Source organism: Shewanella goraebulensis (genome assembly GCF_030252245.1).
Classification (GTDB): domain Bacteria; phylum Pseudomonadota; class Gammaproteobacteria; order Enterobacterales; family Shewanellaceae; genus Shewanella; species Shewanella goraebulensis.
This window is the reverse complement of sequence record NZ_CP126972.1, coordinates 2,852,956-2,868,649: the sequence shown is the minus strand read 5'-3', so window position 1 is coordinate 2,868,649 and position 15,694 is coordinate 2,852,956. Positions and strand designations below refer to the sequence as shown.

At 39.7% G+C, this 15,694-nt stretch carries 10 protein-coding genes; 4 read left to right on the top strand and 6 right to left on the bottom strand.

Annotated features, from left to right (window positions below; translation table 11 throughout):
* The first annotated feature begins 28 nt into the window (after nucleotides 1-28).
* On the top strand, nucleotides 29-628 hold the full coding sequence (locus QPX86_RS12060) for a glutathione S-transferase family protein (RefSeq protein ID WP_285165166.1): 600 nt from the start codon (nucleotides 29-31) through the stop codon (nucleotides 626-628).
* Between the two features lie 238 nt (nucleotides 629-866).
* Here QPX86_RS12060 and QPX86_RS12055 read toward each other — a convergent pair whose 3' ends face one another.
* The 5 genes from QPX86_RS12055 to QPX86_RS12035 all read right to left on the bottom strand — a co-directional run bounded on the left by QPX86_RS12055 (nucleotide 867) and on the right by QPX86_RS12035 (nucleotide 10,867).
* Complete coding sequence (locus QPX86_RS12055; RefSeq protein WP_220755028.1) at nucleotides 867-1,748, bottom strand: NAD(P)-dependent oxidoreductase; 882 nt, start codon at nucleotides 1,746-1,748, stop codon at nucleotides 867-869.
* Between the two features lie 346 nt (nucleotides 1,749-2,094).
* The gene (locus QPX86_RS12050; RefSeq protein ID WP_285162848.1) at nucleotides 2,095-5,070 is read right to left on the bottom strand and encodes a TonB-dependent receptor; all 2,976 of its coding nucleotides are present in this window, start codon (nucleotides 5,068-5,070) and stop codon (nucleotides 2,095-2,097) included.
* 921 nt (nucleotides 5,071-5,991) lie between these two features.
* A complete protein-coding gene (locus tag QPX86_RS12045; protein ID WP_285162847.1) occupies nucleotides 5,992-7,131 on the bottom strand; it encodes a DUF917 domain-containing protein in 1,140 nt (379 codons plus the stop codon).
* Between the two features lie 129 nt (nucleotides 7,132-7,260).
* A complete protein-coding gene (locus QPX86_RS12040; protein ID WP_285162846.1) occupies nucleotides 7,261-8,616 on the bottom strand; it encodes a cytosine permease in 1,356 nt (451 codons plus the stop codon).
* A 97-nt stretch (nucleotides 8,617-8,713) separates the two neighbouring features.
* Complete coding sequence (locus QPX86_RS12035; RefSeq protein WP_285162845.1) at nucleotides 8,714-10,867, bottom strand: TonB-dependent receptor; 2,154 nt, start codon at nucleotides 10,865-10,867, stop codon at nucleotides 8,714-8,716.
* A 219-nt stretch (nucleotides 10,868-11,086) separates the two neighbouring features.
* Here QPX86_RS12035 and QPX86_RS12030 point away from each other — a divergent pair, with 219 nt between their 5' ends.
* On the top strand, nucleotides 11,087-11,608 hold the full coding sequence (locus QPX86_RS12030; protein WP_220755032.1) for an Lrp/AsnC family transcriptional regulator: 522 nt from the start codon (nucleotides 11,087-11,089) through the stop codon (nucleotides 11,606-11,608).
* Nucleotides 11,609-11,895: 287 nt separating this feature from the next.
* Here the strand turns inward: QPX86_RS12030 and bioA are convergent, their stop codons facing one another.
* Nucleotides 11,896-13,239 carry an adenosylmethionine--8-amino-7-oxononanoate transaminase gene (gene bioA / locus QPX86_RS12025; protein ID WP_285162844.1) on the bottom strand — a complete coding sequence of 448 codons (1,344 nt, stop codon included), beginning with the start codon at nucleotides 13,237-13,239 and terminating at the stop codon, nucleotides 11,896-11,898.
* 110 nt (nucleotides 13,240-13,349) lie between these two features.
* Between bioA and bioB the strand changes: the two genes are divergently transcribed.
* Entirely contained in the window at nucleotides 13,350-14,402 is a 1,053-nt protein-coding gene (bioB, locus tag QPX86_RS12020) for a biotin synthase BioB (protein WP_220755672.1), read from the top strand.
* An 18-nt stretch (nucleotides 14,403-14,420) separates the two neighbouring features.
* Nucleotides 14,421-15,638, top strand: coding sequence for an 8-amino-7-oxononanoate synthase (locus QPX86_RS12015; RefSeq protein ID WP_285162843.1), 1,218 nt, complete (start codon nucleotides 14,421-14,423; stop codon nucleotides 15,636-15,638).
* The last annotated feature ends 56 nt before the right edge of the window (nucleotides 15,639-15,694 follow it).

The following is a 15,694-nucleotide window of genomic DNA, read 5'->3' as shown; positions in this document are numbered from 1 at the left end:
TATATCAGTTTCACAAGGACAGCGAATGATTACAGTATACGGTGATGAGAAGTCAGGTAATTGCTATAAAATTAAACTCACACTACATCTGCTGAATATTGAATATCAGTGGAAAGCCGTAGACTTGATGAAAGGGGAGACAACTACGCCAGCGTTTTTAGCCAAAAGTCCCCAAGGTAAGTTACCGATTATAGAATTAACTGATGGCAGAGTCCTAGCTGAATCTAATGCGATTATTGGTTATTTAGCTGGTAATTCTGAGCTTGTTCCTAAAGATGAATTTGATAAGGCGTTGATGTATCAATGGATGTTTTACGAGCAATATACTCATGAGCCATGCATTGCCGTGGCACGCTTTATTCAGTTATACCAAAACATGCCTGTTGAGCGTCAGTCTGAATATGATTCATTACATGCTAAGGGGGCTAAAATACTTGGCTTACTTGATCAGCAGTTATCAGATAACCTGTTTATTATTGGCTCTCAGTTTACCTTGGCCGATATTGCACTTTATGCCTATACCCATGTCGCACATGAAGGTGGTTTTGATTTAACTCATTATGTCAACATTAATAACTGGTTAGAACGGGTTACTAAGCAAAGGGGATATGTGAGCATGTTTGGCTGACAAGAGATGGATTAAACTATAAGAATAGAAGAGAGAATTCTTTTAATACATGCGCTAATTATTTATAAAAACTTGATTAATTAGAAGAAAACGTTAACTTAAAAATGTTTATTTCAAAATGTTAGCTTCAAAATATTTATTTCCAAACATTACCTTAGAACATAAAAAAACCTTACTGAGTATGACTGCATCGCAGTGTTAACACTCTAGTAAGGCTTTTGAGTAAGCTTGTTTTAAATTACTTTGCTAACTTAGTGAAGTAATCAAAAATTACAGGTACGTCATTTTGACCCATACCAGCATCAACAGCAGCTTGTAAGCTTGTTGAAGTACCTTGAGCAATTAAAGACTGAGTACCTAAGTCTTCACACATTGCTAGGAAGTAACCAAGATCTTTGTTGGCATTAGCAACAGAGAAACCTAATTTTTCTTCACCATCTACAGCATAGAACTTGCAGAACTGCATGAACGGAGAGTTAGATGGACCAGCTGACATGATGTCAAACAGTTGTTGGCCATCAACACCTGCAAGTTTTGCAACTGCAAAAGCTTGAGACATAGTAGCAACAGTAGTCATGCCCATGAAGTTGTTGATTAACTTGGTAGTGTGACCTGCACCTAATGCACCTAGGTGGAATACATTCTCGCCTTGCTCTTCTAAAAGAGACTTAACCTTATTGAATGTATCCATGTCGCCAGCAGCCATAATATTTAATAGGCCATCTTTAGCATGTGCAGGAGTACGACCTAAAGGAGCATCAATCATGCCCGCGCCTTTTTCTGCTAGTGCAGCACCGATTTTCTTAGTAGAAGCTGGGATAGAAGTACCAAAATCAACTAATACTGAACCTTCTTTAATACCTGCTAAAACACCGTCGTCGCCGTAAACAATCTTTTCAACAACTTCTGAAGTTGTTAGGCAGAACTGAACGACATCACTTGCAGCTGCTAACTCTTTTGCTGAAGTAAACGCAGTTGCGTTACCACGGTCAGTAACTCGAGCAACAGCTTCTGCACTAAGATCCATTACATTTACTTGATAACCTCTCTTTTGAAGGTTCTCAACCATGTTGCCGCCCATAAGGCCAAGTCCGATGAAACCAATGACAGGCTTTGTCATATCTAACTCCTAAATATATTGGTAAATGCTATCTGAATGCTATTTGCGCTAGCATCAAGAATAGGCGTGCTAAGTTATTTTTATAAAAGCGAAAATGATTATTAGTTTTGCTTTTATAGTTTCAATTAAAAGTGTACGAATTCTTTACTTACTTCTGATTTTTTAATTGTATTACAATAAGACTGTAAAGCCAATTGTTTACTGACCAATTATTATAATTGGTTTACCAATTGTTGATTTTGTGACATTGGTTGTTTTATTTCGAAGTAAATACAGTGGTGTGGTTAGGGTTTATTTAAAGAGAGCCTATCAAATTAATAGGCTCTCTTTGCGAGGTGCGACTAAATTAGAATCTAGCGCGTAAACCTAACGTGTAACGACGATCTGATTCGCTATATTTCCATACAGAACCAAGTTCCGTTGTATACTCAATTGGCTCACCAGTTAAGTTAACAACGTTACCGACAACAGCGAAGTGTTCGTTAATATCCCAACTTGCAGAGAAATCAAACTGACCACGTGCTTCACGGTAGTTATTACCTACTGTTGCGTCAAAGTCATCTGCAGTAGGGTCATTTTGGTTAAATACGTTATAACCCAATGCACCAACAGTTTGAACGCGTTTTTCAGCTTGTGAATATAAGTAACGGTCACGCCAGTTGTATGCTAAACGGAACTGAAGATCTTCATTTTCCCAGTAAATTTGGCCATTAGCTGTATTTTCTGAAATGTTCAGTAGTGGGTTACCATCAGGCTGCTCACTGTCTGCATAAGTATAGTTAGCATTAACACCAAAACCTGACCAGAAACCTGGTAAGAATGTGAACTGTTGCTGATAACCAAGCTCTAGACCTTTCACTTCACCACTACCACCGTTAACGTCAGTATCAATTACAATACCCGTTTGGCCAGCAGCTTTCTGTTGGTCTACATAAGCTAAACCTTGATCTTCTGTAGCGAAATTAACATCACCTTGACTTTGACCAGCAGTGTCGAGTAAACAAATGTTACCCCATTCAGTCGTGTTTTGACCTGATACGGTACTTGCATCAGCTAAACAGCTGCTGTCAGTTTGGGTGAATGAATTAACATCTTTATAGAAAAGCGCCGCAGAAACGATACCGCCATCACCAAAGTAATGCTCTACAGATAAATCGTATTGTGTAACACGGTATGGCTCAAGTTGGTAAGAACCTTGAGTACCAGTTACTAACGAGTTATCGATTGAAAGTGCTGGGCTTAATTCATCAAAATCAGCGCGACGCATTACTTTCGCTGCAGCAAAACGCATTAACGTTTCTTCAGTTAAGGTATAAGTCACGTTTAAGCTAGGTAGGAAATCTGAATAATCATTTTTACCAGTATCTAGTACTTTATTACCGTCAGCGTCAACAGAAGCAACAACACTCGACTCCAGTTCTGTTTGAATATAACGACCACCAAATACCGCAGTTAAATCATCAAAATCTAAATGGAACTGAGCGTAAATAGCACTGGTTTTCTCGTTGATTTCTTTATATGCGCCGTTATCTTCAACCATGTTGTCGGCTAAAGTCCCGTTCATTGCATAAGAAGTGTCTTGCAGCATTTGTTGTACAAGTGCGTAAGTCGCTTCAGTATCTTGCAGTTGATCAGCGTCATATACATTGTACGTCAATAAGTCGTTTTGGCCGTTAACACCAGTTTGGTCGAACGAATTATTCAAGTTAACGATATTCATGCTATCAGCAAGTAAGGCGTTATCGATCCAGATTGGTGCGAAGTTACCATTATCATCAACCGCTTTTTTATATGAATCTTTAAGTGTTGTGTCACCATTAATTGGTTTAAGATCAAAGCGGTTTGCTGTGTAATCTCGGTCAGTAAAGCGAACACCGGCTTTAACAGCTGATACCCAATCTACACCAATATCACTGATTTTAAAGTCAAAGCGTAATGCTTGCTCTTCATTGTCAGTTTCTAATGTTTTGTGGAAAAATTCACGGAACACTAAGTTGTCTGGATTAGTTAGCATACCTGAGTCAGCATACATATAACCTGGAATACCACCACCGCTGTATGAGCTACTTGTACTTGTATGAGTAGTTAATGAATCAGTTGGGTCAGTACGTTCAATAGGGCGTAGGTTAAACTCGTTTGCTGTTTGTTTTTCTTCAGATTTAGATAATGAATACTCAGCAGATAACTCAATATTATCTGTGATAAACCATTCACCACCAATGGCATGTGAGGTGGTATCTGACGTAGTAAAATCACTCCATGTTTTTGGAATTACTAGTACGCCATCTAAATCGTAATTATGAAGCTCGCCGTTAGAGTCGTAGTAAGAATCACTTCTTGCTACAGAAGAACCGCCTACATCAAGAATAGAATAAGCAGACTGGCCGCCATCTAGTTTGGTTGCATTTAAATCTAGGTAGATATTGGCTTCAGCACTAACGGGCTCCCATTGTAGAGAAATACCATAAGCAGTACGTTCACGTTGTTCAGTTTTTTGTTCAACTGTGTTTTGAGTGCGACGCAGGTATTTACCGTTTGGTCCACCTGAATCGTCAACAATACCGTCACCATTAATATCGATATTGTCTTGTAAGTCTACTTTACTAAAAAATTCATCACGACGTAATTCGCGATCTAAATAAGCTAAATTGGCAGAGGCACCAAAAGTACCCGCATCACCTAGGTCCCAGTTGTCACCAATACCCATTGAAAAATTAGGTGCTGTATTTTCTGTTTTATCCGCGTATTCACCATCTAACGTAATCGCTACAAGTGGCTCTGAAAGCTCTAATGGGCGAATTGTTTGCATGTTGACTGTACCACCCAAGGCACCTTCAATCATTTCTGGTGTTGGAGACTTAATGACTTCAACAGTTTTTAAGAAGCTAGATGGGAAATCATCTAAACCAATACCGCCACGACCAGCACCAGCAGTAGAACGACCATTCAGTAATACAAGGTTTTCTGATACGCCGCGAATAGTGACAGATTCACCTACGCCGAAGTCAGTACCAATTGAAACACCGGTAATACGTTGTAGTGCTTCTGCAATATTGTTATCAGGTAACTTACCAATGTCTTCAGCAACAATAGCATCGACAATACGGTCATCAGTTCGTTTTAGTAAGTTCGCAGCTTTCAAGCTACCGAAGATCCCTTTAACTGCGATTACTTCGATTTCACTTGTATCAGCTTCTGCAGCAGGTTCAGCTGCAAATGCTGGCATGGTTAGCAAAGCCGTTAAAGTCGCACCAAAGAGCGACACATTAGTCGCTTTACTTTTAGCCTCACTAAACATAGCGCTTATTCTATTAAGCTTCATAATTCCCCCAAAAATTGTTTTTAGTCATTGTTAAACTTTGTTATGACCAATTGTTGTTGTTTTAATCAACAGCAACATTTATATAACAGGGGTAATTTGATTGCAACTTATTATTACCAAAATCATTACATTGGTATACCAAGGTCTAGTGTGACTAGGTTTGTTGTCATACGTGAACGATCACTTTAAAATTTCGATTTGTAATAGGTAATATAAGTTTCCTATAGGGTTTTGTATTTATAGCTCTGATTTTAAAGGCTTTATTTATTTTACCTATAAGTGAGTATAGTTAAGTGTTCTTCGAAGTGGATGATTGGTGGTAAAGCTTTGGTCATGTTTTGGTTTAAGTATTGGTAATACCAATTCTGGTTGTTTTTGTAACGGTATTAGTCAAATTAGAGAAGATTTTTGAACGCTAATAGGCTTTATTAAGCATAATAATGAACAATTAAAAAAGTGAAATATTGCCTTTTATGTGTTTAAAATCATCATTTTACAACGTATGTTTGTGGCTGTGGAATTCTTGCTAAGAAATGTTTAATTCATTGAAAGGCAATTTAATGTCAATTCAGTATTACATATTCCTTTAAAAATTTGCTTGTGAAGCGATTGTTACATTTACTCCCTCATAAGCTATGGGGCGTGAAAGGGAATTATTATGAGAGGCCTGCATACATTTAAAATTGATGCTGTGTTTTGGGTTTATTGATTCGGGATTATTGACTTAAGTCAGTTGACTTAAGTTAATTTGTTAAGTGGCAAGTGGTTAAATCTATTCAGTAAATAGAACAAATATACCCATATGTTCCAAGCCACCTGATACTTAAAGTCACCTAATGCAAAAAGTCACCTAATACTTAAAGTCTATGAACATCATTATTAGACAAAATTAGAACCTACAAAATACTCATATTGGTATTTTTACTTTATATTTTTATACCGATTATTTTTAAAGTGGCGTTCAACAGCAGCAATATATGGCATTTTGAGCCCGACATATGCAGGACCAAAGGCTTCAAGGCCTCGCTCAGTCGTAAATTCTTTTGGTGCTGGAAGTACTACAATTGCCACATTCATTTGTTGGCTAAAGTTTGGATTGGTAATAGGGGTTAAGGTGTCCATGTCTAAGCAGCATATTAAATCAGGAATAGTGACATCGACTTCTTCGTTCAGCCTGCTTACCAAGTTCTCATTCTTCACTTCAATATGATAACGGTTACTTACATACTCGCCTGTACCGTCAATATAGACATCTCCTAAAGTAAAACCATCTTGAGTTTTAAAGCTAAACTCAGTGACTATGCCTCTAAATGCCACATATCCTTCACCGTGATTAGCTATTTCATCTGCGATATCTTTATTTTGTTCTTTTGCTTTGCGATAGGCTTGGCCAATGGCTAAGGATTTAGATATTGTGCCTTTAATGACAGCATCTTTAACTTGTTCAATAGGCATTGCGTGATCGATAGCTGCAATGTCATTGCGGCTTATCATTGATAAGGCTCGCACAACGCTTTCTGCACGTAAATCATCGATGACATTCTCACAGATAAAGCACTCACCGAATTCGTTTGCAGTGACGATAGGCGCTGCTGGAATGTCATTAAAGTAATAAGTAGAGTGGGTGATTTCAGGAACGGCGCGGCCAGCAACATCGGCATCGATGATATAACCATTAGCCATTGCGGCAACGTAAAAGGAGATCGCGGTATTAGAGCCGCCAAGTTCGCAACATATAGTGCCGTAAAATTCATCACCAGTGTATTGCTCTAGGCGTTTAAATGCAGTCATTATTGATGATTTATCAGCTTTTGGAAGACGTTTATATTGCAGCTCTTCTTCCTCTGACATTGGCGTTAGTGCGCCAAGCATATAAGGAGTGCAGATATTCTTGCCTGCAGGGACATTTTCTACACTAATAAGATTAAAGGTTTTACCTGCCTCGAGCGCTTTATCAATATAGTGAAAACCTTCATCTAGCTCACCACCTCCGCCAGTGCCAAGAATTGCGCAGCCGTGTAATATGTCAGATAAGTCTAATCGAGTCAGTGTTTTCATCATTTACATCTCTTAAGCTTAGGTTTGCTCTGGAATTTTAATCTGTGTTATCTGAAGTTATTTTAATAATCACTGCAAAAATATGTGTTCAAATTTAAGCGTTACACAAAACAATCATCGCGATATCTCACCTCATGTGAGCGTTTTTTTTGCAAAGGCTTTCATTAAAAAGTAATAAGCCGGCACAGTGACGATTATGGCGTCACATACTTCAATGCTTGTCAGAGTTAAGTGACCTTTATTGACTAATATTGAGGTAAGTATGCCGATCCCCCATGCCATGACAGCGCAATAGTTAAAGGTGGGTAAACTGGTTAATTGTGTAAGTTGATAAACTTGCTGATGACGAAGCAGGAAAAAGTCCACTACGTAAATTGCAGCAACTGGGGTAAAGATTATTGATAAGCTAAATAAAAAGTCGGTGAAATTTTCCAGTAAATTAAATGAAGCAATCCCAGTGCCTAGCACCCCAGCGCATACAATAATCTTCCATTCCTTCCAATGAGCATTCATCGCATTAATACCTAATGCTGCACTATAAAGGTTAACCACGTTTGTCACCCAACTCGACATAATTAGCAGTACAAAAGCTAAGGCACCAATGCCGAGCGTTAACATGACTTGTAATATGTCGCTTTGTTGCACGGCTAACCCTGCAATTGCAGCGGCGACATAAACAAATGTGTTGAGTAATAAAAAGGGCAGGAAAGAAGCGACGACGGTATCGGTTTTTGTTTTAGCAAAACGGGTAAAGTCAGGCATTAACACAACACTGACAATAAAACTTCCTACAACAGCAGATACCGCTTCACCGAAAGTCAATGAAATGGTGTCCATTTGTTGATTAATACTCTCGGCAGGGCTCAATGAGTAACCGAAACTTTTATAAAGCATGTAACTGATTAAGATAAACAACACTGGCACAAACAAGCTTGAGACTTTCTCTATCAATGAGAAACCCCAAATAGTGGTAAGTGTTATAAGGATGCCGGACGAAATATCGAGTACCCAAATAGGGACTGTAAAGTTAAACATCTGCAGTATTAGCGTTTGCGATACTTCGCTAAACAAATTGATGTTAACGCCATACCAACCCAGCAATGACAACACGAATGCTAAGCTGAGTAAGTTAGCTCCCTTAGTGCCAAATACAAATTTCATTGTCATGCATGATGTTAAACGGTTATGCATGCCAACTAACCCTGTCACCACACCGAGTACTGACAGAATCAGACCGCCAATCAAAAAAGCGTAAATACTTTGCTCTAGTCCTAATTCTCCGCCAAGCTCTATGCCTGTAATGAGGCCTGGCACCGCAAAGGCGAGTCCTCCATTAATCATCCCAATGCGAATACCGCCCACGGTTTTATGTTGTGGTACAGGGCGAGTAGCATAATCATCAAATATGTCATCTCTGTGTGATTGAGATGAGTCTGGTTGCGATGAATTAGCTAGATCATTGGTGTGTGATGATTGCTTTACTGACATGAACCCTCAACAGGCCTCTAATGAGGCCTTTGGTTTATTGAACAATTTATTTAATAAGTAAGTTATTTAACGAGCGACTTATTTAACAAGTACTAGATTAAAAGTTATATATTGCTTCAATACCATAGGTACGAGGTTTATTTGGCATACGTGCTAAGTCTGTCACACCGTCACCGAAAAAGAAGATGTCTTCAATAGTGCGCTCATCGGTTAAGTTATTAACATATAGCTGTACTGTCCAATCATCTGACTGTAAGCCGATGCCAGCATTAATCGAGGTAAAGGTAGAAGACGTCACATCTGGGATTTCAATATCAAAGTATTGTGGCCCTTGAACCTGAATATCAGCTCGTGAAACGATTGACCAATTAGCACCGATAGGGAACAAGTGATTAGCAGACAAGCTGTATGTATATTCTGGTACCCATACTTGCGAGTAGCCTTCAAGTTCAGGTTTGTCAGTAAATTCCTTAATTTCAGAATCGATTAAACCTGCATTAAATCGAACATCTAGGTTTTCAGTAGCCGCCCAACCAAGTTCAATTTCTGCACCTTTTGTTAGTACGTCGTCAATGGCTAAGTTTTCAAGGGTAAAGGTATCAACATTAAACTGGGTTATTTGTGCATCTGATTGCGAAATCATAAACACAGCGCCGTTTAAAGTGACCTTATTTGAAAACAGCGTGGTTTTAAAACCTGCTTCATAACTGTCTGACACTTCTTGATTAAATACGCGGTTAATGCCTTCTGCGGGTTCATTGAAACCGCCACTTCTAAATCCTTTAGAATATCCGGTATATAACAATAAGTCTGGGTTCATTTGATATGCCAAAGTGAATTTTGGCTGCCATTCACTAAAGGTATCTTCTGCGAAGGTATCCACGGGATTATTGGGATCGTAAGACTCGCGCTTATCATTGTCGTAACGCAGCGCCGCAGTTAACTCAAGTTTGTCAGTAATGTCATAGTTAATTTGACCAGAAAGAGCCCATGCTTTACTACTGTTTTTATCAGCAATGGTTAAGTAAATCATATCGTCGGTAAAATCATCTCTATCAAGTGGCACGTCTCCTAAAAAATCATCAAAGAAATTAATAGTGTTATCGCGCTCTTTATCTTGATAAAAAGCTGACACTGCCCACCTTAGTCTTTGATCGCTTTGAGAAGTAAACCGAGACTCTACCGTTAATGATTTAACGTCATTTAAGCCTTCGGTGCCAAAAGGCGCTCGAAAGAAGTCATCTTCATCTATAAAGGTTGGGTCTGCCGAATAGTCTCCATCATAAAAGTGAGTGTTTTCACTGCTGCTATAGGCAGTAATAAAGTCGAACGTACCTAAATCATAATGCTGAGTTAATTTAGCACTGACTTCATATACATCGCGTTGATCGTTATTTCTGATATTTTGCGAAGTTGGAATATCAAAATCTTCAGAAGTATCTTCAGTCACGCCTTGATAATAAGCAAAACCAGCATCACTGGTGGTGTATCGGCCGCGAAGGTTTAATGTTGTATCGTCAAACAAGTCAAATTCTAACTGAGCAAATACTGAGTCTTCAGATAAGTAATCTGCTTGTTCATCTAAAAATGCATTATCAATTAATCCATCAGAGCTTTTGGTATAACCGCCAACACGGAAGAATGCGCTGCTATCATCATTTAACGCACCAGACACGACACCATTTAAATTGTAAGTGTTGCCATTACCGTAAGAGCCTTTTAATGTGCCTTCTAATTCATCAGTCGGTTTTTTGGTGGTCACGATAACCGCGCCGCCAATTGCCCCTTTACCGTACAGCGCGCCTTGTGCTCCGCGCATCACTTCAATACGTTCAATATCGACTAAATCTTGGTTAATAAACTCTAAGTCAGGTGCTGTAACTCCATCAACCACAAATGCTAAAGGGGCATCGCCCACTTGAGGGGTAATCAGTCCACGAATGGTAATTCTGGCTAACCCAGGGCGGAAGTTATCAAGTTGGCTTAAATTAGGTGTTAAATCAGCCACATCACGGAAGTTTTCAATACGCTGATTTTGGATCATGTCGCCACTGAATGCGGTCACAGAATCAGGTACATTTTGCAGTGTCTCTACACGACCACGAGCACTAATTTGAATTCGTTCAATACCGGCTTCTGCATTCGTTATTTGTTGCTGTTCATCTGCAGCATAAGCCGAAGTGACGAGCGAGAAACTGATCGCAGTTGCTAAAATTGATTTTGCAAAAATGTGACGATGGCTAGTGTTCATGTAGTTGCCCTCATAGGCTTATATGCATAATTATGTAGATATTGTGCATGTGTGTGATCCGTTATAACCATTGTGGCGCTTTGCTGAAAAATAATATTTTGTAATGCTATTTAAATGCAGTAAAAAATTATCGCTTTGAGATAAAACTAACGAAATTTTGCAAACAAATGAGGGATAATCCAGTATAGGCAAAGCAAATGCAGGCTTAGGTTTCTGAAAATGAAAAAGAAAGTAAAAATTGATAGCTACAATAAGAAGATTTTGGCGACACTTCATCTTGAAGGGGATCTGACGAATATCGAATTAGCTGAAAAAGTCAGCTTATCGCCGAGTGCATGTTTTCAAAGAGTCAAAGCACTAAAAGAAGCAGGTTACTTTCGAACGTTTCATGCTGATGTGAATTTAGAGCAAATATGTGAACATGTTATGGCGTACGTAGAATTCACTTTACACGATAATAGTGCACCGTCTCGTCGTCGCTTTGTGAGTGCAATTCAAGAAATTCCAGAGTTTATGGACTGTATGCAATTGAGCGGAGATATTGATTACATGTCGTTAAGTTGCTTTCCTAATATCAAAAAACTCAATGATATCTGTACAGAATTATCTGACCGCTCCGAGTTAAGTATTAAAAATATCAAAACTCGCATTGTGTTAGAGCGCAGCAAATGGTTTTTAGGCTACCCATTAGGCAGTTTAAAATGGTTAGATGACACACCTCAAGAAGCAGATTCTATCTAAATAGGCTATTTATTTTTGCAACTAGAGCAAATAACGTTCGAAACATATTTAGCGCCATTAAACTCATACCGATAGATAAAGTGACTTCTGACGACAAGCAGGTATTTACGCACTTTATAAACACAATAGTTATTCACTGTAGATTGTTTCTAAATATAAATAGTTGGATAAATTTCGATATGAAACTCAATTTATTGAGACTGTTTATTTAGCTAATTTTCTTTCGGGAAATAAAAAAGACCTTTGATCCATTCTATGATCAAAGGTCTTTTTATGTTTAAGGCAAGTTAGCCATTACTGAATGTATCAGCACTGCTTTGTTCTTGAGTGATATCAGCTGCGATGATTTTCATCGCATTCGTCAGTTTGGTTAACTGAGCTGACGTAATCGTGTAGGGCGGGGTGATGTATATAACATTGTCAAAAGGTCTAATCCAAACGCCAAGCTCAATAAATGCTTTCTGCAGTGCTCCGGTATTAATCGCACTGTCCATTTCAATCACGCCAACAGAGCCAAGCACTCGAACATCTTTTACATGCTCATAATCAATTGCTTCAGCAAGCTCTTGCTTCATTTGCGATTCAATATCGGTTACTTGCTGCTGCCAATTGCTTGTTTGTAAAATCTGTAAACTTGCATCCGCAGCGGCGCATGCGAGTGGGTTCCCCATAAAGGTCGGTCCATGCATAAACACGCCAGCAGGAGAGTCACTTATTCCTTTAGCCACTTCGTCACTACAAATCGTTGCTGCAAGGCTAATGTACCCACCTGTTAACGCTTTGCCCAAACATAAAATATCAGCTTCGATATTGGCATATTCATAGGCAAACAGTTTACCTATGCGGCCAAAACCAGTGGCGATTTCGTCTAAAATTAACAACACTTGGTATTTATCGCATAGGCCGCGCAAAGCAACTAAGTATTCGGCTGAGTAAAAGTGCATACCGCCAGCGGCTTGCATAATCGGTTCAATGATAATTGCGGCAATGTGTTGATGGTTAGTTTTTAATATTGCTTCTAAGGCATCAGTATCACCATTGACTAGTGCCTGATTAAAAGCTGATTGCGGTGCAGGAGCAAATAATTGCTCAGTGACCGCATTGCCAAACATAGTGTGCATACCATTATCAGGATCGCAGACACTCATGGCTGCGAAAGTATCGCCATGATAACCACGTTTCACGGTAAGCAATTGTTGTTTTAATGGCTGGTTTTTACCTTGCCAATATTGCATCGCCATCTTCATGGCAACTTCTACTGCAATGGAGCCAGAATCTGCTAAAAATACTTTAGTCAGATTAGGACTGGTCATTTCTACAAGGCGTTTACACAAATTAACTGCAGGTGCGTGGGTAATACCGCCAAACATCACATGGCTTAATGTGGTTAATTGATACTGCATGGCTTCGATAATTTCAGGGCGATTATAGCCATGAATACAAGCCCACCAAGAGCTAGTGCCATCAACAACCACTTGACCATCAGATAAGGTTAACTCACAGCCGTCAGCAGATTGGACTCCCGTGACTTTTGCGGCGTGGCTCATGGAAGTATAAGGGTGCCAAATATGCTGTTTATCGAAGTCAAAGTCGATGGTTGAGGCTGAATGTTGAAAATCTTTATTGTTCATATTTTAACCGTTAGTCAAGGTGTGTTGCTTGCTAGCATTGACAGTTTAAACGCTGAAGGTATCCTAACCCAATATAAAGTGAATACAAAATGAATAAAAAAGGATTAATCATGTCATCGTCAGCGATCCGTCACGACTGGACCAAAGCAGAAATTGAAGCGTTATTTGCTTTACCAATGAATGATTTATTGTTTAAAGCTCACAGTATTCACCGTGAATCTTTTGATCCTAACGAAGTGCAAATTAGTCGCTTATTGTCGATTAAGACCGGTGCTTGCCCAGAAGATTGTAAATACTGTCCGCAAAGTGCACGCTACGATACCGGTCTTGAAAAAGAACGTTTACTCGAAATCGAGAAAGTTATCACTGAAGCGAAAAGTGCCAAAGCTGCTGGCGCATCACGCTTCTGTATGGGAGCCGCTTGGCGTAACCCGCGTGAACGTGACATGCCTTATTTAACTCAAATGGTGAAAGATGTTCGCGCCTTAGGCATGGAAACCTGCATGACCTTAGGCATGTTGTCATCAGAGCAAGCAGACGAGTTAGCCAGTGCAGGTCTTGATTACTACAACCATAATTTAGATACCTCGCCTGAGTACTATGGCGATGTTATTACCACGCGTACTTATCAAAATCGTATCGATACCTTATCTAATGTTCGCGCATCAGGCATGAAAGTGTGTTCAGGTGGCATTGTCGGCATGGGAGAAAAAGCAACCGATCGTGCAGGTTTACTGCAACAGCTCGCTAACCTTGAACAACATCCTGACTCTGTACCAATTAACATGCTGGTTAAAGTGGCGGGAACGCCGTTTGAAAAAATTGATGATTTAGATCCGCTTGAATTTGTCCGCACTATTGCTGTTGCACGAATTATCATGCCTAAATCACGAGTTCGCTTATCAGCTGGACGCGAGAACATGACTGATGAATTACAATCTATGTGTTTCTTCGCTGGCGCCAACTCAATCTTCTATGGTTGCAAGTTACTGACAACGCCAAACCCAGAAGAAAACGACGATATGACTCTATTCAAGCGTTTAGGTTTGCATCCTGAACAAGGTCCATCGGCAGATATTGAATCAGACAGCGCCTTGTTAGCAAAAGCGAACGCTAAAAAAGATAAAGCGACTCAACAGTTCTTTGATGCGGGCGCTATCTAGTCGTTAAAGGCAGTGATTATGGGCAGTCATCCTATTTTAGATAAAATCAGCCAACGTATGCACAAGCTAGAAAACGATGGCTTGCTCAGACAACGTAAGTTGTCAAAGGCTGATAAAAATCAACACATTATCGACTTTAGCCATAATGACTACCTTGGCTTAGCCAATGCCGCTGAAATGGTTGATGCTGTTACGCAAGGGGCAACAATCTACGGCGTTGGCAGTAAGGCATCGCCTTTAGTTTCAGGTTATAGCCAAGCTCATTTGCAACTAGAACAAAGACTGTGCGAGCTGACAGGCCATGAAGCAGGGCTTTTATTTTGCTCAGGTTTCAGTGCCAATCAAGCGCTAGTCAAAACACTATTTGACGCTAATGATGTGGTGATTGCCGATAAGCTCATTCATGCATCAGTGATTGATGGCGTAAAAGATAGTGGGGCAGTCTTTAGACGCTATAAACACAATGATCTTGACCACGCCGAGCAACAGCTTAAGCGAAATCCTAATAGCGTGTTAATGACAGAAAGCGTTTTTAGTATGGATGGTGATACAGCGCCATTATTTGAACTAAAGCGTTTGTGTGAGCAATATAATAGTTGGCTTGTGGTTGATGATGCCCATGGTTTTGGTGTCCCTCAAACTCCAAAAGACAACTCTCAGCAACACAAGCCTGAACAAGATAAGAGTCAGCAATTCAGCTCCCAGCAAAACAACTCTCAACAAAACAGCTTTCAGCAAACTCATTCTCAACAAAAAAAGAGACTGTGCGACATTCAAGTGGTGACATTTGGTAAAGCGCTTGGTTGCCAAGGGGCTGCGATTCTTGGCCCTAAGGCCGTTATTGATTTTATGGTGGCGCAATCTCGCCAATATATATACTCAACCGCCTTATCGCCAGCAAGTGCTTATTTAGCATTAACTGCGGTCAATTTAACTCAGTCGCAGCCACATAGGCTTGAAGCGCTTAATGCTAATATTGGCGCATTTAGACAAGCTTGTATTAAACACAATATTGCAATTACCGACTCCACCACTGCAATTCAACCAGTGATCATTGGTGATAGTGATAAAACATTACTGATTGCGAGTAAATTGTATGATGCAGGTTTTGCAGTTGGTGCCATCAGGCCACCGACGGTTCCTGCTGGTCAAGCAAGACTGCGTATCACGATTAATGCGCAGCATAATAAAAACGACATCGCTCAATTGGTCGACGTATTGGCAGCCTTAATTTAATTTTTTTAAGCATACTTCTATCAAAAAGTATCGCTTAGCTATCTTTTCGAGAGCGT